The 24,623-nt window shown below is 70.3% G+C and carries 16 protein-coding genes; 7 read left to right on the plus strand and 9 right to left on the minus strand.

From position 1 onward, the window contains the following. Nucleotide 1 precedes the first annotated feature (1 nt). Nucleotides 2–1,240 (plus strand): multiple monosaccharide ABC transporter permease, encoded by a 1,239-nt coding sequence (gene mmsB / locus ACTMTU_RS31685; RefSeq protein ID WP_441266865.1) that lies wholly within the window; start codon nt 2–4, stop codon nt 1,238–1,240. Nucleotides 1,241–1,316: 76 nt separating this feature from the next. Here mmsB and ACTMTU_RS31690 read toward each other — a convergent pair whose 3' ends face one another. Then, complete coding sequence (locus tag ACTMTU_RS31690; protein WP_441266866.1) at nt 1,317–2,501, minus strand: aldose epimerase family protein; 1,185 nt, start codon at nt 2,499–2,501, stop codon at nt 1,317–1,319. Between the two features lie 158 nt (nt 2,502–2,659). Continuing rightward, nucleotides 2,660–5,137 carry an alpha-L-arabinofuranosidase C-terminal domain-containing protein gene (locus tag ACTMTU_RS31695; protein ID WP_441266867.1) on the minus strand — a complete coding sequence of 826 codons (2,478 nt, stop codon included), beginning with the start codon at nt 5,135–5,137 and terminating at the stop codon, nt 2,660–2,662. 287 nt (nt 5,138–5,424) lie between these two features. Here ACTMTU_RS31695 and ACTMTU_RS31700 point away from each other — a divergent pair, with 287 nt between their 5' ends. Next, a complete protein-coding gene (locus ACTMTU_RS31700; protein WP_441266868.1) occupies nt 5,425–6,567 on the plus strand; it encodes a Gfo/Idh/MocA family protein in 1,143 nt (380 codons plus the stop codon). Then, nucleotides 6,564–7,490, plus strand: coding sequence for a PmoA family protein (locus tag ACTMTU_RS31705; RefSeq protein WP_441266869.1), 927 nt, complete (start codon nt 6,564–6,566; stop codon nt 7,488–7,490). The genes ACTMTU_RS31700 and ACTMTU_RS31705 overlap by 4 nt, the downstream gene beginning before the upstream one ends. A 12-nt stretch (nt 7,491–7,502) precedes the next feature. On the opposite strand, the gene ACTMTU_RS31710 is transcribed toward ACTMTU_RS31705, so the two are convergent. The 5 genes from ACTMTU_RS31710 to ACTMTU_RS31730 all read right to left on the minus strand — a co-directional run bounded on the left by ACTMTU_RS31710 (nt 7,503) and on the right by ACTMTU_RS31730 (nt 14,249). Continuing rightward, a complete protein-coding gene (locus ACTMTU_RS31710; protein WP_441266870.1) occupies nt 7,503–10,241 on the minus strand; it encodes an exo-rhamnogalacturonan lyase family protein in 2,739 nt (912 codons plus the stop codon). A 293-nt stretch (nt 10,242–10,534) separates the two neighbouring features. Then, nucleotides 10,535–11,122 (minus strand): hypothetical protein, encoded by a 588-nt coding sequence (locus ACTMTU_RS31715; protein WP_441266871.1) that lies wholly within the window; start codon nt 11,120–11,122, stop codon nt 10,535–10,537. A gap of 6 nt (nt 11,123–11,128) precedes the next feature. Then, nucleotides 11,129–11,989, minus strand: a complete 861-nt coding sequence (locus ACTMTU_RS31720) for a carbohydrate ABC transporter permease (RefSeq protein WP_441266872.1) — start codon at nt 11,987–11,989, stop codon at nt 11,129–11,131. Then, a complete protein-coding gene (locus ACTMTU_RS31725) occupies nt 11,986–12,951 on the minus strand; it encodes a carbohydrate ABC transporter permease (RefSeq protein WP_441266873.1) in 966 nt (321 codons plus the stop codon). Before ACTMTU_RS31725 ends, ACTMTU_RS31720 begins: the two co-directional genes overlap by 4 nt. A 14-nt stretch (nt 12,952–12,965) precedes the next feature. Further along, on the minus strand, nt 12,966–14,249 hold the full coding sequence (locus tag ACTMTU_RS31730) for an ABC transporter substrate-binding protein (protein ID WP_441266874.1): 1,284 nt from the start codon (nt 14,247–14,249) through the stop codon (nt 12,966–12,968). A 367-nt stretch (nt 14,250–14,616) separates the two neighbouring features. Here ACTMTU_RS31730 and ACTMTU_RS31735 point away from each other — a divergent pair, with 367 nt between their 5' ends. Beyond that, a complete protein-coding gene (locus ACTMTU_RS31735; protein WP_441266875.1) occupies nt 14,617–17,496 on the plus strand; it encodes a glycoside hydrolase family 2 TIM barrel-domain containing protein in 2,880 nt (959 codons plus the stop codon). A gap of 68 nt (nt 17,497–17,564) precedes the next feature. Here the strand turns inward: ACTMTU_RS31735 and ACTMTU_RS31740 are convergent, their stop codons facing one another. Together ACTMTU_RS31740 and ACTMTU_RS31745 are read right to left on the minus strand one after the other, a co-directional pair. Further along, complete coding sequence (locus tag ACTMTU_RS31740) at nt 17,565–19,130, minus strand: glycosyl hydrolase 53 family protein (RefSeq protein WP_441266876.1); 1,566 nt, start codon at nt 19,128–19,130, stop codon at nt 17,565–17,567. 97 nt (nt 19,131–19,227) lie between these two features. Continuing rightward, the gene (locus tag ACTMTU_RS31745; RefSeq protein WP_441266877.1) at nt 19,228–21,249 is read right to left on the minus strand and encodes a beta-galactosidase; all 2,022 of its coding nucleotides are present in this window, start codon (nt 21,247–21,249) and stop codon (nt 19,228–19,230) included. Nucleotides 21,250–21,444: 195 nt separating this feature from the next. Between ACTMTU_RS31745 and ACTMTU_RS31750 the strand changes: the two genes are divergently transcribed. The 3 genes from ACTMTU_RS31750 to ACTMTU_RS31760 are packed head-to-tail and all read left to right on the plus strand — an operon-like array spanning nt 21,445 to nt 24,613. Continuing rightward, nucleotides 21,445–22,755 (plus strand): ABC transporter substrate-binding protein, encoded by a 1,311-nt coding sequence (locus ACTMTU_RS31750; protein ID WP_441266878.1) that lies wholly within the window; start codon nt 21,445–21,447, stop codon nt 22,753–22,755. Nucleotides 22,756–22,757: 2 nt separating this feature from the next. Then, entirely contained in the window at nt 22,758–23,699 is a 942-nt protein-coding gene (locus ACTMTU_RS31755) for a carbohydrate ABC transporter permease (protein ID WP_441266970.1), read from the plus strand. Then, entirely contained in the window at nt 23,696–24,613 is a 918-nt protein-coding gene (locus ACTMTU_RS31760; protein WP_441266879.1) for a carbohydrate ABC transporter permease, read from the plus strand. The genes ACTMTU_RS31755 and ACTMTU_RS31760 overlap by 4 nt, the downstream gene beginning before the upstream one ends. The last annotated feature ends 10 nt before the right edge of the window (nt 24,614–24,623 follow it).

A 24,623-nucleotide genomic window follows, 5' to 3' on the forward strand; every position in this document is an offset into this window, starting at 1 on the left:
CATGGGCCCGGCCACCACCGACGCGCCGACCAGCGCCTCCCCCAGCACGCCACCGCCGACGCGCCACGGCACGAAGGAACTGCTGCTCGACGCGGCACGACGCAACATGCGGCAGTACGGAATGCTCGTCGCACTCGCGCTCATCGTCGTGCTGTTCCAGATATGGACCGACGGCGTCCTGCTGCTGCCGAACAACGTCACCAACCTCGTCCTCCAGAACAGCTACATCCTCGTGCTCGGCATCGGCATGATGATCGTCATCATCTCGGGCCACATCGACCTGTCGGTCGGTTCGCTGGCGGCCTTCGTCTCCGCCGCGGCCGCGGTGATGATGGTCGAACACGATGTGCCCTGGGTGCTCGCGCTCGTCCTCTCCCTCGCGATCGGCGCACTCGCCGGCGCGTGGCAGGGCTTCTGGATCGCGTACGTGGGCATCCCGTCCTTCATCGTCACGCTGGCGGGCATGCTGCTGTTCCGCGGCGGGACGCAGATCCTGCTCGGCAGCCGCTCCCTGGGGCCGTTCCCCGAGGGCTTCCAGAAGATCGCCACCGGCTATCTGCCGGAGATCGGGCCGGTCACCAACTACCACAACCTCACGCTGCTGATGGGCTTCGCGCTGCTCGCGTTCGCCCTGTGGCAGGAGGTCAGGGACCGCCGCCGCCAGCAGAAGTACGAGCTCGACGTGCTGCCCAGGAACCTTTTCCTCGCCAAGTGCGCCGCACTCAGCGCCGCGGTCCTGGCCTTCACCCTCACGCTCGCGAGCTACCGGGGCGCCCCGGTCGTGCTGCTGCTCCTCGCGGCCCTGCTCGTCGGCTTCGGCTTCGTGATGCGCAACGCGGTCGTGGGACGTCATGTGTACGCGCTCGGCGGCAACCAGGCGGCGGCCAAGCTCTCCGGTGTGAAGGACAAGCGCGTCACCTTCCTCGTCTTCGTGAACATGGGCGTGCTCGCGGCCCTCGCGGGTGTCGTCTACGCCGCCCGCCTCAACGCGGGCGTCCCGCAGGCCGGCGTGAACTTCGAACTCGAGGCGATCGCCGCGGCCTTCATCGGCGGCGCGTCGATGAGCGGCGGCGTCGGGACGGTGTTCGGCGCGATCATCGGCGGCCTGGTCCTCGGCGTACTGAACAACGGTATGTCGCTCGTCGGCATCGGCAGCGACTACCAGCAGGTCATCAAGGGACTGGTGCTGCTGGCCGCGGTCGGATTCGACGTCTGGAACAAGCGGAAGGTCGGTTCCTGACGGCCGGCCCGACGCGGCACCGTGCCCCGGCCCTCCCGCTGCGGAGGGCCGGGGCACGGTGCTGTGGGCGTCCCGGTCAGAGCGTGCCGAAGGAGTGCACGGTCGAGGACCGGTACACCTGTCCCGGGCGGAGCACAGTGGTGGGGAACTCCGGCCGGTTGGGCGAGTCGGGGTAGTGCTGGGTCTCCAGGCAGAACCCGTCGCCCTGCCGGTACACCCGGCCCGAGGTGCCCTTCAGGGTGCCGTCGAGGAAGTTGCCGCTGTAGAACTGCAGGCCCGGCTCCGTGGTGGCGATCGTCATGACCCGCCCCGACGTGGGCTCGGTGACCGTGACGGCCTTCCGCGGCTGCGCGGTGATCCCCTTGTCGAGCACGAAGTTGTGGTCGTACCCCTGTCCCAGGAGGATCTGCTCGTGCCCCTGCCGGATGTCCTCGCCGATGGGCTTGCCCAGCCGGAAGTCGAAGGGCGTCCGGGCGACGCGCGCCAGGGCGCCCGTCGGGATGAGAGTGGCGTCCACCGGCGTGTAGCGGGAGGCGTCGATACGCAGCCGGTGGTCGTGGACGGTGCCGCTTCCCTCGCCCGCGAGGTTGAAGTACGTGTGGTTGGTGAGGTTCACGACGGTGGCCCGGTCCGTCGTCGCCTCGTAGTCGACGCGGAACTCGCCCCGTGACGTGAGGATGTAGTCGACCCGGACCGTGAGCGTGCCGGGGTACCCCATCTCGCCGTCGGGGCTGACGCGCCGCAGCGTGAGCCCGGTGTCGGCGCCCCGCCGGAACGGTTCGACGTCCCAGACCCGCTTGTCGAAGCCCTGGTCCCCGCCGTGCAGGCTGTTGGGGCCGTCGTTCGCCGGGAGACGGTAGGTGGTCCCGTCCAGCGTGAACCTGCCGCCGGCGATGCGGTTGCCGTAACGGCCGATCACCGCACCGAAGTACGGGCTCTTCGCCACGTAGTCGTCCAGGTTGTCGAAGCCGAGGGACACGTTCGCCCACCTCCCCCGGCGGTCGGGGACCTCCAGGCCCTGGACGATGCCGCCGTACGACAGGACGCGCAGACGGATGCCGTCGTTCTGGAGCGTCCACAGGTCGACGCCGGTGCCGTCGGCCAGCGATCCGAATCGCTGTTGGACCGGGTCGCGCGTGCCGCGTGTCCCTTGCGGGGCCGTCGTCGTGCCGGCGGCCGCGGCCGGGGTCGTCGCCGCCGCTGCCGCTGTCGCCGCGGCTCCCACCGCCGCTGTCAGCACGGTGCGTCTGCTGGTCGTCATGGTTCGTCTCGCTCTCTTGAGGCCGCGTAGATGCGGCTCGTTCGGTATGTCGGTTGCCGTTCGAACCGGTCGTCCCGGATCACGAAGGGCCTGCTTCGCCCCGGCGTTCAGCCGCGGGGCGGGAGGGCGCGCCCGGGCGCGCACCCCGCACGCGTTCCTCACCCGGTCCTGATCCTCATGAAGGTCACGGAATGGGCCGGGAAGGTGTACGAGAAGGTGCTGTCGACGCCGTCGAAGGTCGAGGACCGCGGCCGGACCGGCCTTTCGTCGGCGGTGTTCTGCGCGGCCGGGTCGGCCGCCAGGGTGGTGACCCGGGCGGTCGGCGCCACCTCGGTCCCCGCACCGAGGTCGATCGCCGTCCGGGCCGGTGATGCCTGGGCGTTGACGACCTTGACGATGAGCTCGCCGGTGGACGCGTCACGGGTGACGACCTGACGGAAGGGCTCGGCGACCTTGTCGTCGGTGAACCCGCCCCACTTCCGGCCGTCGACATAGAGCGTCACCTGACGTCCGCGCACCTCGACATGGAGGTCGTAGGTCCGGCCGGTCTCGACGGTCGTGGCGTTCTCCGTCATGGTCTGCTTGGCCCCGCCGACGCTCTTCTCCACAGCGGAGCGGGTGTTGTTCCAGCCGCCCAGGTTCCACCAGTAGTGGTTGCCGGTGTCCTTGACGCCGAAGGCGACGAGGAAGCCCTCCCTGCCGGACTTCTTGGTGGCCTTCACCCTGAGGTCGTAGTTCTGCCAGGCCGTGTCGCCGGCGGTGACGAGGGTGTTCTCCGCCGTCTCGTCGCTCTGGACGTAAGCGCCGTCCTGGACGGCCCAGGACCCGGTGCCGGCGGCCTTCGTCCACCGGTCGTCGCCGCCCGAGAAGTCGTCGGACAGCAGGGTCGTGCCGTCGGAGGCGGTGACCCGGACGTCGTCGTAGGCGGCGCTGGTCGCCCATGTCGACAGGCCGACGGCGCCGGTGATGGGCCCGGAGGTGGTCGGCGTGGCGGAAGCGGTCGAGGGGACGACCTCGTCCCCCACGTTGGTCATGAAGAGCTTCTGCGTCTCGTAGTTGGCCGATCCCCAGGACCTCTCGTTGTCGAACCAGATCATGTCCGGCTGCCACTGCACATAGTCCTTGTTCGCCAGCAGCGGCGCGTACGAGGCGAGTTTCACGATGTCGGCGTTGCGTTCCAGGCCGGTCATGAAGGCCGCTTCCGCGAGGGCGTTGCCGAACGTGTTGCCCTGCGAGGCGTACTCGCCGAGGAAGACCTCGGGGCCGCTCCGGTCGTAGCCGTCGTAGCGCTCGTTGTTCTCGAGGAACCACTGGGGGCTGTTGTAGTAGTGCTCGTCGACCATGTCCACACCGGACTCGCGGCTGAGCCGCCAGGCCTCGTCGAAGGTCGTCCCCGCGTCATCGGGGCCGGAGTTGGCGATCACCGTGATCTCGGGGTGGGCGGCCTGGATCGCCTCGCGGAACTGCTGGAAGCGGGCGAAGAACTCCTTGGGCAGGTTCTCCTCGTTGCCCACGCCGATATGGGTGAGGCGGAACGGCTCCGGGTGCCCCATGTCCGCGCGCCTGCCGCCCCACTCCGAGCTCACCGGCCCGTTGGCGAACTCGATGAGGTCCAGGGTGTCCTGGATGTGCCGGCGCAGCAGGGCGGGGTCGTCGGTGGCCCGGTTCTGACCGCACCCGGTGACCAGGGCGGGGACCACGGGCAGCGGCATCGCGCCGATGTCCTCGGCGAACTGGAAGTACTCGTAGTAGCCGAGGCCGTAGCTTTGGTTGTAGCCCCAGAAGTTGGCGTTGGTGGCCCGCTCCTCGACCGGGCCGACGGTGTCCTTCCACTGGTACGAGCGGCGGCGTTCCCAGCCGGACGCCTCGTCGTACCCCTCATGGCTGCCGGTGTTGACCAGACAGCCGCCGGGGAAGCGGAGGAAGCCCGGGCGGAGGGCCTCGATCTTCTCGGCGAGGTCCTTGCGCAGACCGTTCTCGCGGCCCTTGTAAGTGTCCCGGGGAAAGAGGGAGACCATGTCGAGCGCGGCCGGCCGCGCGGCGGCGACGGTGAGGCGGCCCGTGGTGGAGGTGCGGCGTGCGGTGAACGTCGCCGTGTACTCGGCCCAGTCTCCGCGGGCGACGACCCGGCGGCCTTCGGCGAGTTCGCCCCCAGCGTCGTGAAGGGTGACGGTCAGTGGCGCCGCCCTGCCCGCACGGGCCCGGACGGAGAAGTCGTACCGCTTCCCCTTCTCCACCGCGATGCCGGTGTTGTAGCCGGCGTTCGTGACCGAGGCGCCGGCGTCCATCGAAAGGTAGGTGCGGTTGCGGTCGTTCAGGCGCCCGTCGTCCTCGGCAGCTCTCGCGCCGCCGGAGACGGTCCACGAGGTCAGTGGCGTGTAGGCGGCATTGTCCGCGGGCCGGTACTCGAAGGAGCGGTTCTGCACGAGTTCGGCGTAGAGCCCGCCGTCGGCGGCGCGGTTGATGTCCTCGTAGAAGACTCCGTACATCGTGTCGTCGATCTTCGCGCCCGTACCGGCGGCGTCGACGGAGATCGTGTAGTCGGCGGGATCGGCCGCCGCGCCGGGTCCTGCGCCGAGCGTCCCGGCGAGCAGGGCTCCCAGGGTGAGCCCGAGCCGCCATCGTCTGCGTGCCATACGCACATCCTCAAAATCGTTCGATATATCGGACAGCGATCAGAACTTCGAACGGCACCTTAGGAACCGCATCGGTGGCCGTCAACGCTTTGCGCACAACCCGGCACGGTTGGTCGACCACTGTTCGTAATGCCGAACAAAATGAGGGCCCATCGACGACCCGTCGAACCGGGGCGCGCTCCCGGCCGTACAGGTGGAACGGGGCTTGTCGCGCGCGCGGCGGCGATCATAGGGTGGCCCGATCAGCAAGCGCTTTCTACGCATTCTCGCGCGAGGAGTTCCTCTTCATGACACGTCCCCGCGGCCGTCTGCGTGCCGCCGTCGTCGGCACCGGAGCCATCGCCCACGGCAGCCATCTCCCGGCTCTGGCCGACCATGCCGATGAGGTGGAACTGGTCGCCGCCGTCGACGTGAACACGGCGCAGCTCGACGCCTTCCGCGCCGCCGCCGGGGACGGGGTCGGCGGCTTCACCCGTCTCGACGAGATGCTCACCACCGCCCGCCCGGACCTGGTGCTGCTCGGCTCTCCGCCCGCCTTCCACCACGACCAGACCGTCGAGGCCCTGCGGGCGGGCGCCTGGGTGCTGTGCGAGAAGCCGCTGTGCCTGTCGCTCGCCGAGTACGACGCCATCGCGGCGGCCGAGGGCCCCGACGGCTCCCCCGGGCCCTACGCGTCCGTGATCTTCCAGCACCGCTACGGCTCCGGCGCCGCGCACGCCCGCGAACTGCTCGCCACCGGACGGCTGGGCACGCCGCTCGTCGCGCACTGCCAGACGACCTGGTACCGCGACGGCGCCTACTACGCCGTCCCCTGGCGGGGCCGCTGGTCCACGGAGGGCGGCGGGCCCGCCATGGGGCACGGCATCCACCAGATGGACCTGCTGCTGCATCTGCTCGGCGACTGGACCGAGATACGGGCGATGGCGGGCCGGCTCGTGCACACCGTCGAGAGCGAGGACGTGTCGACGGCGCTCGTCCGCTTCGCCAACGGCACGATGGCCACCGTCGTCAACAGCGTCGTGTCACCGCAGGAGGTCAGCCGGATCCGCATCGACTGCTCCGACGCCACTGTCGAACTCACCCATCTGTACGGCCACTCCAACGACGACTGGGTCTACACGCCCGCGCCGCACGCGGCCGCCGACGAACGCCGCGTCGAGGCATGGCGGACGCCCGCCGCCGATCGGCCCAGCTCGCACTCCGCGCAGCTGGACGGCGTCCTCGCTGCGATGCGTGCCGGGACCCGCCCTCCGGGCAGCGGCCCCGACGCGCGGCGGACGCTGGAGTTCGTCGCCGCGCTCTACAAGGCTGCCTTCACCGGCATGCCCGTCCGGGCCGGTGAGATCACGGCCGACGATCCGTACTACACCGCCATGCACGGCGGGCACCCCGCCTGGGCACCCGCGGACACGGCCGGCGGACAGCGATGAGCGCACCGGTCACCGTGACCCACACGCACGGCGAGAAGGTGGTCGTCCGGCACGGCGGTGTGGAGCTGATGACGTACGTCTACCGTCCCGACCCGGAGCCCTTCGAGTCCCGCAAGCCGTACGTGCACCCGCTGCGGACGCTCTCGGGCCGGCTGATGACCGGGTACCGGCCGAACGACCACCGCTGGCACAAGGGTCTGCAGATGACCGCGAGCCATCTGTCGAGGCAGAACTTCTGGGGCGGCAACTCCTACGTCCACGGCCAGGGTTATACGGCGCTGCCGGACCGGATCGGGTGGATGCGGCACGACGGCTTCGACGCGCTCCGCGTGGCCGAGGACCGGCTGACGATGCGGGAGCGGCTCACCTGGATCGAGAACGGCGGAGCGGAATGGGCGCGGGAGCGGCGGACGCTCACCGTGCACTCCGTCGAACCGGCGGACGGTTCCTGGGCGCTCGACTGGTCCATCCACCTCACCAACACCCGCTCGGAACCTCTGCGGTTCGGCTCACCGACGACCGCCGGGCGGCAGGCCGCCGGTTACACCGGGCTGCACTGGCGCGGGCCCCGCGACCTCGCCGGCGGTGACGTGGTGGGTCCTGACGGGCACGGCGGCGCGGGAGAGGCGGGGGCCGCGGACATGATGGGCCGTGCGGCGCCCTGGCTCGCGTTCACCGGCGAGCACGACGGCGTCGACGCGCACAGCACCCTGGTCTTCGCCCACGCCCCCGAGAACGCGGCCGCCGGCCCGTCCCACTGGTTCGTACGGTCGGAGCCGACCCCGTCGGTCGCCTTCTCCTGGGCGTTCTTCGAGGAGTTCACGCTCCCGCCGGGGGCCGCCTTCTCGTACCGCTACCGGATCGTGGTGGCCGACGGCGCCCTGGACCGCAGGCGGATCGGGTCCCACCTGCGGTCCTGGTGACGGGTCGGTGTCTCACGGCATCCGGTCGCCGACCAGCGCCAGGTTCTCGATGGCCGCGAGGCCGTACAGCGCGGTGTCGTTGGTGTAGACCCAGTTGGCCTCGCTGCCCGGCACCAGCGTGACGGGCCCGCCCACCTCTTCCGTGGCCCACGGCGCCGATTCCCGGTAGCCGTCGCTGTTGTAGAACTTCTCCCAGGCACGGCGCGCCAGCTTCTCGTCACCGGTCTGCACCGCCGCGTACGCGTCCAGCCTGGAGTGGCCCTGGAAGAGGATCAGCGAGCCGAAGTGGGAGCCGTAGCGCGCCGCCTGTTCGGCCTTGGTGGCGTTGAAGTAGCGGCAGTAGTCGAGATACGCCTCGCGGAACGCCGGCATGTCGACGAGATCGATCAGCTCCGCGCAGAGTTCGTTCAGACCGAAGACGGCGGACAGGTGCGAGACGCCGACCTTGGCCTCCTTCTCGACGGCGAAGCGGCCGGTGTCGAGGTCGTACAGGCCGCTGCCCTGGACGAATCCGTTGGGCTGGGCGGCGATCGTCTCCATCGTGGACAGGATCCTGGCCTTCGCCTTCGCCGCCTTGGGGCCGCCTCGCTCCCACTCGGTGAGCCAGGCGGAGACCAGGCCGCTCCAGTCGGTGCCGAAGCCGATGGACAGGGCGTGGCGGTCTGGCGTGTACGGCTCGGTGCGGATCTTCCGGATCGGGTCGAGCACCAGGAAGGTCTCGTCGGAGTCCACGTTGGCGTGCATGAGGTCGCCGGTGCGTTCGTCGGCGGTGAGGAAGTAGTAGAAGCGCCGGTAAGTGGTGTTGGCGATGCGCTGCTGCTTGGCGCTGTCGGCGTAGTGCTGGATGCCGTGCCGGGTGCCGAGGCCGGCCCACTTGCCGAGGTGGTAGACGTCGACCTCACCGGTGTGACGGGTCATGGCCTCGGCGAACCGGAAGATGTCGGCGCGGCCGGAGCGGAGGTAGGCGTACCAGAGCCACAGGTCGGGAGAGAGTTCGGAGTTGTCCCACGCGTAGCCGCCGACGTCGTACCGCCACTGGTGCCGGGCCGGGTCGTAGCTGTGCATGATGTCGCCGTAGTCCCAGAAGCCGTACCAGCGCCGCATGTCCACCTGGTCGCGGTAGTACGTGAACAGGAAGTCGAGGTGGTCCTCGATCCTGGCCTTGGCGGGGGTGGACCGGTCGGGCTCGGAGAAGAGGCCGCCGAAGACCTTGGCCGCGACCATGTGGGCGGGCGGGGCGGCGAGCTGGGGCGGGGTGCGGACGGCGGACGTCTCCTTGGCCAGGGTGCCCGCCTCCGGCGTCGAGTCATGGGCCCAGAAGAGGAGTTCGCTGGTGCGGGCGATGCCGTACGGCGTGCCGAAACCGGGCTCGTAGTCCTCGTACGTGATGTTCAGGCCCTCGAGCTGCTCGGCGTAGGTGTCCTGGCCGAGGCCGTCGTGGTAGAAGCGCAGGTCCATGGGCTGCGCCTCGGGCGACCAGAGCCAGAGGGTGACTTCGGCGCTGTCGGTGTGCGCGTCGCGGATGTCGAGACCGGCGGGGTGCTTCTCCCAGAAGTCGCGGAGCCCGAAGGACAGCCCGCCGCTCACGCCGCCGACATAGCCGAACCCGGACGCCCGGCGTCCGCCGCCGGCCGCGATCCACCCGTGCCCCTTCTTGGTGCGCTTGCGCAGCGTGAACCCGTCGGCGGAGAGCTGGCTGAGGGTGTAGTCGCCCCACTCGGGGATCAGGTGCAGACGGCTGGTGACCCGCTGGTCCCAGGTGGCCGGATCGGGAAGCCTGCGTCCCTCGAACTGCGCCGCCTGGACGGCCGCCCCCGGGTCGCGGCGCAGTCCGGTGATGCCCTTGACGGCCTCCCGGAGCAGTCCGGTGCCGTCGCCCCCGATCCGGATGTGCCGGTCGTACGAGGGGTCCCGCATCGGCACGGTGAAGCGGACGCCGAGGCCGCGGATGAAGTCGCCGTCGGCCCGGCCGGGCTCCTGGGTGCCGTCGTAGGTGATGGTGTGCACCATGCGGAACGACTCGGCGCCGGCGTAGAAGTAGAGACGGACGGAGAACGGCAGCCAGCTCCGGTTGCCCCGGCGGTGTTTGCCGTCGATGCGGACGACCGCCCGTACGGGGCCGTCCTGTTCGACCTCGGTCTCGTGTATGGCGCTCTCGAAGCGTTCGTACGACTCCCGCCCCTGGTCGCCGTCCTCGATCTCACCTTGGCGGAGCAGCACGAGACGCCCGTTCCTGGCGATCTCGGTGGTGCCGCGGGTCACGGACCTGACGAGGGACGATCCGCTGGTGCCGAGGCGGGCGGTGATGACGCCCGTGTCGACGTCGACCGTGCCCGCCTTGGTGGTGACCGTGATCCGACGGGCGGGTGCGGCGGGCTCACCCGCGGTGAGCGTGAAGCTCTCCGCCGTCGTCTCCGGTCCGATGGCGTGGGCGGTCCACTTCAGGGAGCCGTCGGGCCACTGGGCGAGCGGCCACGACTGGACCGGCACCTGCTTGCCGTCGGCGGTGGCCAGCGAGAACGTCTGGTCCTCGGCGTAGGCGCCCTTCGGCCACGGCACGCCGAGCGTGGTGCCGGGGGCGGCCCCGAGCCCGTCGTCCTCCAGCCACTTCAGCGTCACCGGTGCGGGACGGGCGGCCGCCGGGCGGGGCGCCGCCTGGGCGGTCGCGCTGCCGAGTGCCCAGCTGAACTGGGCGGCCGCGCCTGCGGCTGCCGCCGCCGAGAGCAGGGACCTGCGGGAGATCGGAGACATGACGATTCCTTCTGTGAGACCTGGGCGGTAAGGACGGGAACCTTGAGCAGGGCAGAGCAGAAGTGCGTGGTGGCGCGGGGCACGGAAGCCGACGCGCGCATGCGCGGAAGCGCACGGGCGCGACGGTCCGGGCGTACGGGTTTGCTGTGGGGCGGGCGTGCGGGTTCGCTGTGGGGCGGGCGTGCGGCCTTGCGGGCGGTGCAGGGTGAGGACTTGCGGGCTTGCGGCGGTGCCGGCGTGCGGACGTGCGGACGTGCGGACGTGCGCCTTACGCAGGTGCGGGCGCCGGCCCGTCAGCGGGCGGCGTACCGTGCTTCGACGGCCACCGCCGCGGCCGCGACCGCGCCCGTCACCGGGACCGCCAGCGGGGCCACGACCCACGCGGTCCCCGCCACGACCGCGAACCCGCCCACGAGCAGCAGCGATCCGGCCGGGTCGCGCAGGGTGCGCCGGGCGGCCTCGCGCAGCAGCGTGGGCCAGGACGCGCCGGGCTCCCATGCCGCTGCCGCCCGGAGCACCGCGACCCCGGCCCCCAGGGCGGCGAGGACCGCGACCGTGCCCACGAACGGTCCGCCCGGCAGCCCGGCGCGGACGGCGGCGAGGTTGAGCCAGAGGAGCCAGAGGACCACCGCGCCGGACAGACCGACGAGCCAGCCGCCGCGCATCGCGGCACGGAAGTCACCGGCGAAGTGCCGCCCGCCCGTCGCCTCGTCCCGCAGATGGCGCCGCAGATGGCGGACGCCGGCGGCGAAGGCCGCCGGGGCCGTCACCAGCGGCAGGGCGGCGAGGATCATCCACACGCCGGTGAGCAGGCATTCGGCGAAGACGCCGAAGCCGGTGGAGAGCCGGGACTCCTGCCGCGTCAGGGAGCGCGCTGCCACGGCCGGTCAGCCCTTCAGGCCCGAGGTCGCCATGCCGTCGATCAGGTAGCGCTGGAAGGCGAGGAAGAACGCCAGCACGGGCAGCAGCGCCACGAGCGACATGGCGATCATGCCGCCGTAGTCGGCGACGGCGTCCTGGTCGATGAACATCTTCAGCCCGAGCGAGACCGTGTACTTCTCCGGCTCGTTCAGATAGATCAGCGGGCCCATGAAGTCGTTCCACGCGTTGATGAAGGTGAAGATGGCGCTGGTGATCAGGGCGGGCCGGCACAGCGGCAGCACGATCGACCAGTAGATGCGCAGATGCCCGCAGCCGTCCAGCCGGGCGGCCTCGTCCAGCTCCCTCGGCAGGTTCCGCATGAACTGGAGCATGAGGAACACGAAGAAGGCATCGGTGGCGAGATACTTGCCGAGCAGCAGCGGCACATAGGTGTTGATCAGTTCCAGCTTCTGGAACAGCACGTACTGCGGGATCAGGATCACGTGGTACGGCAGCAGCAGCGTGCCGATCATCAGCGCGAACATCAGGTTCCGCCCGGGGAACCTGATCTTGGCGAAGGCGTAGGCGGCCAGCGAGCACGACAGCAGTACGCCGGCCATCGAACCGAGCGCGAGGAACGTGGAGTTGACGAAGAAGGTGGTGACGGGGATGTCGGCGATACCGTCGGTCAGCCGCCGGTAGTTCTCGACGATGGGCTCGGTCGGGAACAGGTCCAGGCTGCCGATGATGTCGTCGCTGGGCTTCAGCGAGCCGCCGACGACCCAGACCACCGGGTAGAGGACCACGGCGAGCAGCGCCAGGGCCCCCAGGTGCCAGAGCAGCGAGCCGCTGCCGCGGCGCGCGCGGGTGGTGAGTGTGCCGCTCATCGGGCCGCCTCCTCGTAGTGCACCCAGCGGCGCTGGGACCAGAACAGCACCGCGGTGACCAGGCCGACGGCGATCAGCAGCATCCATGCCATGGCGGAGGCGAAGCCCATCCGGCTGTTCTCGAAGCCTTGTTGGTACAGGTAGCAGGTGTAGACGAGCGTGGCGTCCGCGGGTCCGCAGCTGCCGTTGCTCATGATGTAGGCCGATCCGAAGATCTGGAACGAGTGGATGGTCTCCAGCAGGACGTTGAAGAACATCACCGGCGAGATCATCGGCAGGGTGATGTGCCAGAAGCGCCGCCACGGTCCCGCGCCGTCGACCTGGGCCGCCTCGTACAGCTCCTTGGGCACCTGCTTGAGCCCGGCCAGGAAGATGACCATCGGCGCGCCGAACTGCCAGACGGTGAGCGCCACCAGGCAGTAGAGGACCCAGGCGGGGTCTCCGATCCAGCCGCCGACGTCCATGCCGAGGAACGTCTGGGCCCGGTCCACCACCGCGTCGTCGGAGAACAGGGCGCGCCACACGATGGCGACGGACACACTGGCGCCGACGAGCGAGGGGGCGTAGAAGGCTGCCCGGTAGAAGGCCTGTCCGCGCCGGCTCTGCGCCAGCAGCAGCGCGACGCCGAGGGCGAGGAGGAGCTTCAGCGGGGTCCCGATGAGGACGTACTTGGCGGTGACCTCGACGGATGTGCGCCAGCGCGGGTCGGCGAACATCTCGGAGAAGTTGCCGAGGCCGATCCACTTCGGGGAGTCGAAGAGGTTGTAGTCGGTGAACGCGAAGTAGAGGGAGGCGACCATCGGTCCCGCGGTGAGCAGCAGGAAGCCGGCGATCCAGGGCGACATGAACAGGTAGCCGATCAGGCCGTGCTTGCGTCCGCGGCGGCGGACGGGCGAGGGCGTCGTACCGGCGGCAGGGGCCTCGTCCGCCACCTGCCGCACGGATTCCTCGAGCTGGGTCATGGGCGGCGTTCCCATCAGGAGCCGAGCGCCGTCTTCGCCTCGGTGAAGAACTGCTTCGCGGAGTCCTCGACGGGGGCCTTGCCGAGCGCCATGTCGGCGGCGATCCGCAGGAACGCGGCCTCGACGACGTCCGCGCCGGCGGGGTGGGGGGTGATGGTCTCGAGCGTGCCGGCGGCTGCTATCTGCTGCTCGTACGCCGCGATCTTCTTGCTGACCGGGTCGGTGGGTTCGAACGCCTCGTACTGCTCGTTGGTGGAGAGCACTCCGCGGTCGTATCCCATGATCCTGCCGACCTCCGGGTCGTGGACCATGAAGTCGATGAAGGTCGCCACCTCGGCGGGGTGCTTGGTGCGGGCACTGCCGCTGAGCATCAGCGAACCGAGGTACTGGCCGGTCTTCTTGCCGTCGCCGGTGGGGATCGGGGCGATGGCGTACGAGCTCTTGCCCTCGGCGGAGTAGCGCGCCGTGAAGTTGTCCCAGGTGAACTCGCCGCCGGCGAGCCCTGCCGCGAGTGCGGACTTGGGCTTGATCTGCTCGACCTTCTTCTGGTCCGCGTACAGCCCCGTCCTGACGCGCTTCATCGACTCGGTCCAGTACGGGACGAGGTCGCTCTCGGTGAATCCGAGGCCCTTCTCGGTGAAGAAGGCCTTGCCGTTCTGGCGGAGGATCAGGTCGTAGAGGTACATGATGCCGAAGGGGCCCGAGTCGCCCGCGACGCCGGCCTTGTCGTGGATCTTGATGAGCGCGTCGTCCCAGTCGTTCCACGTCCAGCCGGGTGCCGGGGTGACGCCCGCCTTCTCGAAGACCCGCTCGTCGATGATCAGGCCCATGGAGTTGGAGCCGACCGGTACGCCGAGCAGCCTGCCGTCCACCTCGCCGAACTTCTCGAGGCCGGCCCGGAAGCCGCCGAGGTCCAGGTTGCCCTTCTTCGCCTGGGCGTGGAGGTCGAGCAGGACCCGCTTGGCGTCGTACTTCCGCAGGAAGCCGATGGCGTTCTGGAAGACGTCCGGCGGATTGCCGCCCGCCGCCTGGGTGTTGAACTTCTTCCAGAAGTCGCCGTACTGCTGGAAGTCCGTCTTGACCTTGATCTTCGGGTGCTTCTTCTCGAAGAGGGCGACGGTCTGGTTTATTTTCTTCGCCCGGTCGTCCGCGCCCCACCAGGCATAGCGGATGGTGACGGGCCCGCCGGACGAGCCGCTGCCGGCGCCGCAGCCGGCGGCGGTCAGCCCGGCACCGGCCAGGGTCGCGCCGGCCGCCCTGAGGAAGCTCCGCCTCTCCACATGCCTGGACATACGCATGATGCACCCTCTCGCCAATGATGTACCGATGATGAATGAATCGTTTCAGGAAAGCGCTTGCCACGAAATGTAGGGGTGGCGGCGAACCGCGTCAACGGTTTGGACGGTCGCGAATCGCCCCGCGGCCTGTTCGAGATCGCGAACGGCATGCGACAGCCCGGGCGGCAGACCGTAATCGAGTCGACCGCGCTACACCAGCCCGGGGCGTCCTTCGTTCGACTGGTCGAACGTTGCACAAAACTTCGGACAGTTGGCCGGAGCCTCTTGCAGAACCCGTGCCCGACGACGGAGGGTGAGATCCCCCGTCACCCTTCCCCGGCCGCCGCCTTCGCGCCCGTCCGGGACCGAGTGCTGCCCCAGGAGAGCGATGTCCCACTCGTACGTCGACGATGTCCGGCCCGGCAGCGGGCCGCTCCCGCCACGCGCCCGGTACGCCACCTCGGACGCGGCATCCCTCTCGCTGAACGGAAGTTGGCGCTTCCGGCTGTCCGCGACCGCCGACACCGAGGACGACTCCTTCGCCGTGCCCGGCCATGACACCTCGGGCTGGGACGAGGTGCGCGTGCCCGGCCACTGGGTGCTCCAGGGCCACGGCGCGCCCATCTACACCAACCACCTCTACCCCTTCCCCGTCGACCCGCCGCGCGTGCCGACCGAGAACCCGACCGGCGACCACCTGCGCTTCTTCGACCTGCCGGAGGACTGGGGCACGGGGGGCGACGCCCTGCTCCGCTTCGACGGCGTGGACTCCTGCGCCCGCGTCTGGCTGAACGGCCACGAACTGGGCGAGTTCAAGGGCAGCCGGCTGCCCCACGAGTTCGCGGTCGGGCATCTGCTGCGCCCGGGAGGGAACGTGCTCGCGGTCCGCGTCCACCAGTGGTCGTCCGGGTCGTACCTCGAGGACCAGGACCAGTGGTGGCTGCCCGGCATCTTCCGGGACGTGACCCTCCTGCACCGGCCGGCCGGCTGCGCGGGGGACTTCTTCGTGCACGCCTCCTACGACCACCACCGCGCCGAGGGCACCCTGCGGGTCGACTCCGACACGGCCGGCCGGGTCACCGTGCCGGAGCTGGGCATCGACGTCGCGACCGGCGAGCCGGTCACCGTGCCGGTGCGGCCCTGGACGGCGGAGACGCCCCGCCTCTACGACGGGACACTGGCTCTCGCGGGCGAACGGGTACCGCTGCGCATCGGCTTCCGCACGGTCGCCGTCGAGGACGGTGTCATCAAGGTCAACGGCGAGCGGATCCTGTTCCGCGGGGTCAACCGGCACGAGTTCCACCCCGACACCGGACGCGCCCTCGACGCCGCGACCATGCGCCGGGACGCCGAGCTGATGAAGCTGCACAACATCAACGCCGTCCGCACCTCGCACTATCCCCCGCATCCCGGCTTCCTGGACCTCTGCGACGAGCTGGGTCTGTGGGTGATCGACGAGTGCGATCTGGAGACACACGGCTTCGTCGAGCAGGACTGGCACGACAACCCCGTCGACGACGACCGCTGGACACCGGCCCTCCTCGACCGTGCCGCGCGGATGGTCGAGCGGGACAAGAACCACCCGTCCGTGATCATCTGGTCGCTCGGCAACGAGGCGGGCACCGGACGCGGTCTCACCGCGATGGCCGAGTGGATCCGCGCCCGCGACCCCGAGCGGCTCATCCACTACGAGGGCGACCCCGGCTGCCGCGACACGGACATGTACTCGCGGATGTACCCGCCCCACGACGAGGTGGACAGGATCGGCCGCCGTCTCGACGGCGGCCCGGCCGGGCGCCGCGAACTCCCGTTCATCCTCTGCGAGTACGGGCACGCCATGGGCAACGGTCCGGGCGGCCTCGCCGACTACCAGCGGCTCTTCGAGGCTCACCCGCGCAACCAGGGCGGCTTCATCTGGGAGTGGATCGACCACGGCCTGACCGACGCGCGGTACGGCTTCGCCTACGGCGGCGACTTCGGCGAGGAGCTCCACGACGGGAACTTCGTCTGCGACGGCCTGCTGTTCCCGGACCGCACCCCCTCCCCCGGCCTGATCGAGTACAAGAAGGTCATCGAGCCGGTCCGGATCGAGCCCGGCCCGGCAGCAGGCGACGGCACGGCCACCGTCCGCGTCACCAACCTCCACGACTTCTCCGACCTCTCCCACCTCGCCTTCGAATGGTCCTTCCAGAGCGACGGAGAGACGGTGGCGCACGGCCCCCTGACCGTCCCGCCGACGGCGCCCGGCGCATCGGCAGAGGTCCGGCTGCCCGAACCGCCGGCGACAGGGCCTGACGCGGAGAGCCTGTGGACGGTACGGGCGCTGCTGGCCGCGGACACCCCGTGGGGCCGCAGGGGCCACGAGGTCGCCTGGGGGCAGCTGGAGGCCGGCCGGCCGGTCCGCGCGGAAGTCCCGTGCGGTGACCGCCCGGGGCGCGGCCGGAGCGTCGTCACCCTCGGTCCTGCCTCCTTCGACGCCCGCACCGGCGAGCTGCGGACCATCGGCCGGGTCGCCGTGGCCGGCGCGAGGCTGAACGTGTGGCGTGCGCCGACGGACAACGACAACGGCGCGCCCTGGCAGCCGGACCCGCGCAGCGGACCGCTGTGGCGCGCCCTCGGCCTGCACCGCATGCGGCACCGCCTGGACGCGGTCGAGGTGACGGACGACGCGCTGACGGTGCGCACCCGGGTCGCGCCGGCCGGCCGCGACGTGGGCCTGCTCACGAACTACCGGTGGACGTCCGACGGTGTCCGGCTGCGCCTGACGGTGTCCGTGGTACCGCAGGGGCACTGGCAGCTCCCGCTGCCCCGTCTCGGGATCCGTCTCGGACTTCCGGCGTCGTACGCGGACGTCCGCTGGTACGGCGGCGGGCCGGGCGAGGCGTACCCGGACAGCAGGGCAGCCGCCCGGCTCGGCCTCTGGCAGACCGATGTCGACGCGATGCAGACCCCGTATGTCCGTCCGCAGGAGAACGGCGCGCGGGCCGATGTGCGCTGGGCCGAACTCGCCTCCCCGGAAGCGGGGTTGCGGATCGACGGCGACCCGGCGTTCTGGCTGACCGCACGCCGCTGGACGACCGAGCAGCTCGACGCGGCCGAGCACCTGACGGACCTCGTTCCCTCGGGCGAGACGGTGTGGGTGGAGCTCGACCACCGGCAGCACGGCCTCGGCAGCCAGTCGTGTGGACCCGGCGTGCTGCCCGAGTACCGACTGCACGCTCAGCCGGCCGAATTCTCGTTCGTGTTCACACCGCTCGACGGTCCCTGACCTGCGTGGCCGTACGGGCCCCGGCCGGAGCCGGGGCGCGTGCGGCGTCGGTCCCGCACAGCACGGTGTCAGCGGTGGGCCAGCCAGTTCGCGGCGGGCAGCAGCCTGTTGTCGTAGTCGAAGAGGGCCTGGTTCTCCCAGCCGTTGCCGGAGGCCGGATCGGCCGGGTCCCAGCCGTTGCCCGAGACGGCGGTCCAGGCGGGCTCCCAGTACACGACGCCCAGACCGCGGCCGTTCGGCACGGCCTCGACCACGTTCATCACATCGCGTATCCAGGCAGCCTGGCCGGCCGGGCTCGCCGGGTACCCGGGCACCAGTTCGCCCGGCAGGTCGATGATGTTCTCGTGGCTGTCCTTGCTGTCGAGCCGGAAGGGGTAGGCGGTCTCGACGACCATGACGGGCTTGGCGTACCGGGCGGAGACGTCGTCCAGGTTGGTCTGGAGATCGGACAGCGCTCCATGCCAGTAGCCGTAGAAGGACACGGCGATGACGTCGAAGTTCACGCCCCGGGCGGTGGCGTTGTCGAACCACCAGCGGTACAGGCCGTTGTCGCCGCCGTGCGCGAGGTGCAGGGCGATCCGGGTGGAGGAGGAGACGGCCTTCGCAGCGTCGATGCCGGAGGTGAGCAGCCCGGCGGTCCGGTCCCAGTTCTCCGTGGAGCCTTCCGGCCAGAGCATGCCGGTGTTGATCTCGTTGCCGATCTGCACCATGTCGGCGGTGGTGCCCTGCGCCTTGAGGGCGTTCAGGACGTCGTAGGTGTGGTCGTGGACGTCCTTCTTGAGCTGGTCGTAGGAGTGCGAGGACCAGGCGGCGGGCTTCGTCTGGGCGCCCGGGTCGGCCCAGATGTCGGAGTAGTGGAAGTCGACCAGCAGTTTCATGCCCTGGGCCTTGATCCGCTTGGCGGTCTGCAGCACGCGGGCCTTGTTGTTGTAGCCGTCGGCCGGGTCCACCCAGACCTTGAGCCGGCCGTAGTTGGCCCCCGCCGACCTCAGGATGCCGAGCCCGTCACCCGTGGTTCCCGTGGCCGTACGGTAGACGCCGCCGGAGTCCTCGCTCTTCTTCAGTGTGGAGACGTCGACGCCTTTGACGCTCAGCCCGGTCGAACCGGGGGTGAAGGTGAGATCGTCGACGTTGAGCCAGTTCCCTGCCCGGGCATCGGAGTTGACGCTGACGGTGCACTGCCCGCCGGTCACCCTGACGGAGGTGACGAGGCGTATCCACTTGCCGTCGGGGGTGGGCGGCAGGTCGGTGCGCTGCTCCGGGGAGCCGCAGTTGCGCAGCGCAAGGTAGGCCGCGTTCTGGCCGCCGCTCGAACGCACCCAGGCGCTCAGCCTGTAGGTCCCGTCTGTGAGTCCGGACAGGTACTGGTACGTCTCCACCTTGTACGCGGAGGACGACCAGTGGCTGAGGCGGTTGCTGCCGCTGTGCCCGCCGGCCTCCGTGTAGGACGCGGCGTGCCGGCCGTCGGCGGAGTACGTGGACCAGCCGGAAGTGCCCGACTCGAAGCCGGGGTTGGTGAGCGTGGCCGCCGCGCTGACCGGTTGTCCGGGCAGTGCGGTGATCAGCAGGGCGCCGAGCGCGGCGAGAGCGGCGCTTCTGAGAAGTCCGCGGAAGCGGTGTGGGGCCGTGTGCATCGTCGAGTCCCTTCGACGGTGATGGGCGGGGGTGGGGGTGCGATGCACCCGGGGGCGGCCGGCGGTCCGGCGGCCGCGCCCGGGGGTCCTGGTGTCGTCAGGCGTCGAGCCGTACGACCTTGACGGCGCCTGCCGGGACGGTGAGGTGTCCGGCGGCGTGCTCGCCGCTGAGCAGTTCGGTGCCCGGGCGCCCGAGGGGCACCTTGGTGTCGTGCGGGGTGTGGTTCATGGCGAAGAGGTAGTCGCCGCCGTCACCGGAGCGGCGTACGACCTCGACGTCGCGGGGCAGTTCGGTGCGGGGCGCGATGCCGGCGTCCTCGCAGGCGCTCTCGAGGACCGCGTCCAGCGCGCGGGGGCCGAGGCGGGAGGAGACGTACCAGGCGGTGCCGCCGCCCGGGCGGTGACGGGTGACGGCGGGTTTGCCCGCGGCCGGTCCGTCGGCGTACGTCCACACCGTCTCGGCCCCGCGCGGCACCACGAACTCGGTCCACACGTCGCCGGTGACCGAGGTCCCCTGCGGCCCGGTGATCCGCACGCTCTCGCTCGCACGGAGCGGTGACCACTCCTCGACGGTCAGGCCGAGCACGTCGCGCAGCACACCCGGGTACGCGCCGGGGTGCACCGCGTCGTGCTCGTCGACGATGCCGGAGAAGTACGAGACGACGAGGGTGCCGCCGTTCTCGACGTAGGCCCGCAGATTGCGGCCGGCCTCCTCGGTGGCGAGATAGAGGGCGGGGACGACGACCAGCGGGTAGGCGGACAGGTCGGCATCGGGACGGGCGAAGTCGACGGTCAGGTGCCGGTCGTAGAGGGCCTCGTAGAAGCTGTCCGCGCGCTCTCGGGCGTCGTGGTCCTCGCTGGGCCGCCATTCGAGGCCCTGCGCCCACCAGGAGTGCCAGTCCCACACCATGCCGACGTCGGGGACGGTGCGGGTCCCCATCAGTTCGGCGAGGGAGCCCATGTCGGCCCCGAGCCGCACCACCTCGCGCCAGATCCGGGTGTCGGTCCCGGCGTGCGGCAGCATCGCGGAGTGGAACTTCTCGGCACCCTTCCGGGACTGGCGCCACTGGAAGAACATGGCTCCCTCGGAGCCGCGGGCCACATGGGCGAGGGAGTTGCGCGCCATCTCGCCGGGGCGCTTGGCGGGGTTGCGCGGCTGCCAGCTGACGCCGCTGGTGGAGTGTTCGAGCAGCAGCCAGGGCGCGCCGCCGGCGACGGAGCGCGTGAGGTCGGCGGCCATCGCGAGGTTGACGTGCGTGCGGCGGCCGTCGGTCATCAGGTAGTGGTCGTTGGTGACGATGTCGACCTCGCGGCCCCAGGCCCAGTAGTCGATCGTGTCGCACTGGCTGAGCGCGGTCATGAAGTTGGTGGTGACGGGGACGCCGGGCGCGAGCCGGTGCAGGATGTCCCGTTCCATACGGAAGTTCTCGCGCATGGTGTCGTCGGCGAAGCGGCGGTGGTCGAGCTGCTGGGCGGGATTGCCGACGGTCGGCGTCAGCCGGGGCGGATCGATCTCGTCGAAGGACCGGTAGCGCAGACCCCAGAAGGCGGTTCCCCACGCGTCGTTGACCGCCTCGACCGTTGTGTAGCGGGCCCGGAGCCAGCGGCGGAAGTGGGCGGCGCAGTTGTCGCAGTAGCAGGCGCTGACGGGCACGCCGTACTCGTTGTGGACGTGCCACATGGCGAGGGCGGGGTGTCCGGCGTACCGCCGGCCGAGTTCGGTGGTGATCCGCGCGGCGGCCTCGCGGTAGGCGGGGCTGCTGTGGCAGATCGCGGCGCGCGAGCCGAAGGCGTAGCGGACGCCCTCCCGGCTGACGGGCAGCGCCTCGGGATGGGCCCGGTAGAACCAGGCGGGCGGGGAGGCGGTGGGCGTGCCGAGGTCGGCGCGGACGCCGTTCTCGTGGAGCAGGTCGAGGACCCGGTCGAGCCAGCCGAAGTCGTAGGCGCCGGGCTCGGGTTCGAGCAGCGCCCAGGAGAAGATCCCGACGCTCACCATGGTGACGCCTGCCTCGCGCATCAGCCGGACGTCCTCGCGCCAGACGCTTTCCGGCCACTGCTCGGGGTTGTAGTCGCCACCGAACGCGAGCCGGTCCAGGCCCTTGGGAGTGGTCTCCGGCATGAATGTCTCCTGAAGCGTCAAAATGTCGAACATCTGGGAACGTGCACACACCAGCTTCGATGCGATGATGCAACATAACCGCACAGGAACAACCATTGACAAGTGTCCGGGATGTTTCCCTACTGTGAACGCTCACAGATGCAGGGCAGGCTTCCCCACCGAGCGGGAGGCCCCTTCGGTCAGGGAGAAGCACCCATGTCCACCACGCTGCACCGCCGCCTCGCGGCCACTGCCACAGCCGTCGCCCTCGGGGCGACGGCGCTCACCGCCTGTGGTTCCCAGGACGGCGGCGACCAGGCGGATTCCGGACCGGTCTCGCTGACCTACTGGGCCTGGGCGCCCGGCATGGACAAGGTGGCGGCCATCTGGAACAAGAAGAACCCGGACATCAAGGTCACCGTCCAGAAGCAGGCCTCCGGCGACGACCTGGTCACCAAGATCATCACCGCCTCGAAGGCGAAGAAGGCCCCGGACCTCGTCCAGGCCGAGTACCAGGCGCTGCCGACCCTCGTCAGCAACGACGCCCTCGCCGACATCTCGGAAGAGGTCGGGGGCATCAAGGACGAGTTCGCCCCGGGCGTGTGGCAGCAGACCAAGCTCGGCACGGACGCCGTGTACGCGGTGCCGCAGGACTCCGGGCCGATGATGTTCTACTACCGCGCCGACCTGTTCGAGGAGTACGGGCTGGAAGTTCCCGCCACCTGGGAGCAGTTCGCCGAGACCGCCCGCGCATTGAAGAAGAAGGCCCCGGACAAGGCGCTGACGACCTTCTCCTCCAACGACTCCGGCCTCTTCGCCGGTCTCGCCCAGCAGGCCGGCGCCAAGTGGTGGACCGTCGAGGGCCAGAAGTGGAAGGTCGCCATCGACGACCCGGCGACGAAGAAGGTCGCCGACTTCTGGGGCGGTCTGGTCAAGGAGGGCGCCGTCGACAACCAGCCCATGTACACCCCCGCCTGGAACAAGGCGCTCAACACGGGCAAGCAGATCGCCTGGGTGAGCGCGGTCTGGGCGCCCGGCACGCTGACCACGGCCGCCCCCGACACCAAGGGCAAGTGGAAGATGGCCCCGCTCCCCCAGTGGTACGACACCAAGAACGTCACCGGCAGCTGGGGCGGCTCCACCACCGCCGTCACCACGGACTCGAAGCACAAGGACGCCGCCGCGAAGTTCGCCACCTGGCTCAACACGGACCCGGAGGCGCTGGCCGCCCTGGTCAAGGAGGGCGGCATCTACCCCGCCGCCACATCGGCCCAGACCAGCGGAGCCCTGGTGGAGGCACCGGACTTCTTCGCGAACCAGCCCGGCTTCTACACCGACGCCGCCGAGATAGCGGCGACCGCGGCGCCCGCCTACTGGGGGCCGAACGTCAACGTCGCGTACGCCGCCTTCAAGGACGAGTTCGGCAAGGCGGCCAAGGCCAGGTCGGACTTCGGCGCCTCCCTCGGCAGGATGCAGGACACCACCGTCGCCGACCTGAAGAAGCAGGGCTTCGAGGTCGCGCAGTGACCCTGACCGGTTCCCGCCGCGAGGCGAACGGTCGCCGGCGGCCGTACGGGGCGAGGTCCGCCCCGTACGGCTTCCTCGCGCCGGCCGTCGTCCTGTTCGCCCTGTTCTTCGCGCTGCCCATCGGCTACGCCCTGTGGCTCAGCCTCCACAAGGTCGACGTCCAGGGGCTGGGCCTCGGCAAGAACGCCCGGACCGAGGTCTGGGCCGGCGTCGAGAACTACACCGCCGCGCTCACCGACTCCGAACTCGGCCACGGCGCCCTGCGTGTCCTCGGCTACGGAGCGATCGTCGTGCCCGTCATGCTGGGCCTCGCCCTGCTGTTCGCGCTGCTGCTGGACACCGAACGGGTCCGGGCCCGCGCCTTCTCCCGGCTCACGATCTTCCTGCCGTACGCCGTCCCCGGGGTGATCGCCGCCCTCCTGTGGGGCTTCCTCTACCTGCCGGACGTCAGCCCCTTCCACCACGTCCTCGGCCGGATGGGACTGCCGCGGCCCGACCTCCTCGACGGCGGGCCGCTGTTCCTGGCGCTGGCGAACATCGCCGTCTGGGGCGGCACCGGATTCAACATGATCGTGATCTACACCTCGCTGCGGTCCATCCCCGCCGAGGTGTACGAGGCGGCGAAGCTGGACGGCGCCACACCGCTGCAGATCGCCCTGCGGATCAAGATCCCGATGGTGGTGCCCTCGCTGGTGCTGACCTTCTTCTTCTCGGTCATCGCCACCCTCCAGGTCTTCAGCGAGCCGACCACCCTCAAACCGCTGACCAACGGCATCTCCACCACCTGGAGCCCGCTGATGAAGGTGTACAACGACGCCTTCGTGGCCGGGAACGTGTACGCGGCCTCCGCCACCGCCGTGGTCCTGGCCGCCGCCACCTTCGCCCTGTCCTTCGCCCTGCTCAGGACCTCCAACTCCCGTGCCAAGCAACAAGGATCCCGATGAGCACGCCCACGATCCCCGCCCGGCGCCGACGGGCCGCCCCGGCCGCCGGCACCACCCCGGGCACCTCCCAGGGACCACCGCCGGGGCGCCGCGCCGCCCTGCTGCCCACGGCCGCGCTGCTGCTCGGCGCGCTGTACTGCCTGCTCCCCGTCGCCTGGGTCCTGGTCGCCTCGACCAAGTCGGGCACGGAACTGTTCTCCACCTTCACCTTCCTCCCCGGCAGCGGCCTCGGCGACAACCTCGCCGACCTCGGCGCCTACCGCGACGGCATCTACTGGCGGTGGATGGGCAACTCCACCCTCTACGCCGGCCTGGGTGCCGTGCTGTCCACGACGGTCTCCGCCGTATCCGGCTACGCGCTCGCGATCTACCGCTTCCGCGGCCGTGAGGCGATCTTCAACGTGCTGCTCGCCGGCGTGCTGATGCCGCCGGTCATCCTCGCCGTCCCCCAGTACCTGCTGATGGCGAAGGCCGACATGACGGACTCCTATCTGTCCGTGCTGCTGCCGCTGGTCCTCTCCCCGTACGGCGTCTACCTCGGCCGCATCTACGCACAGGCCGCCATCCCCATGGAGCTCGTCGAGGCGGGCCGGATGGACGGCGCGGGCGAGTGGCGCATCTTCCTGCGGGTCGGAGTCCCGATGATGTCGCCGGGCCTGGTGACGATCTTCCTCTTCCAGTTCGTGGCGATCTGGAACAACTTCCTGCTGCCGTACATCATGCTCAGCGACGACGCCAAGTTCCCCATGACGGTCGGGCTCTTCACGCTCCTCGCGCAGGGGTCCAGCACGCCCGCCCTCTACACACTGGTCATCACCGGCGCCCTGCTCGCCATCATCCCGCTGATCGCCCTCTTCCTGGTCGTCCAGCGGTTCTGGAGTCTCGACCTGCTGTCCGGGGCCGTAAAGTCATGATGTCAGGGGA

The organism is Streptomyces sp. OZ13 (assembly GCF_052068155.1).
Taxonomy (GTDB): Bacteria; Actinomycetota; Actinomycetes; order Streptomycetales; family Streptomycetaceae; genus Streptomyces.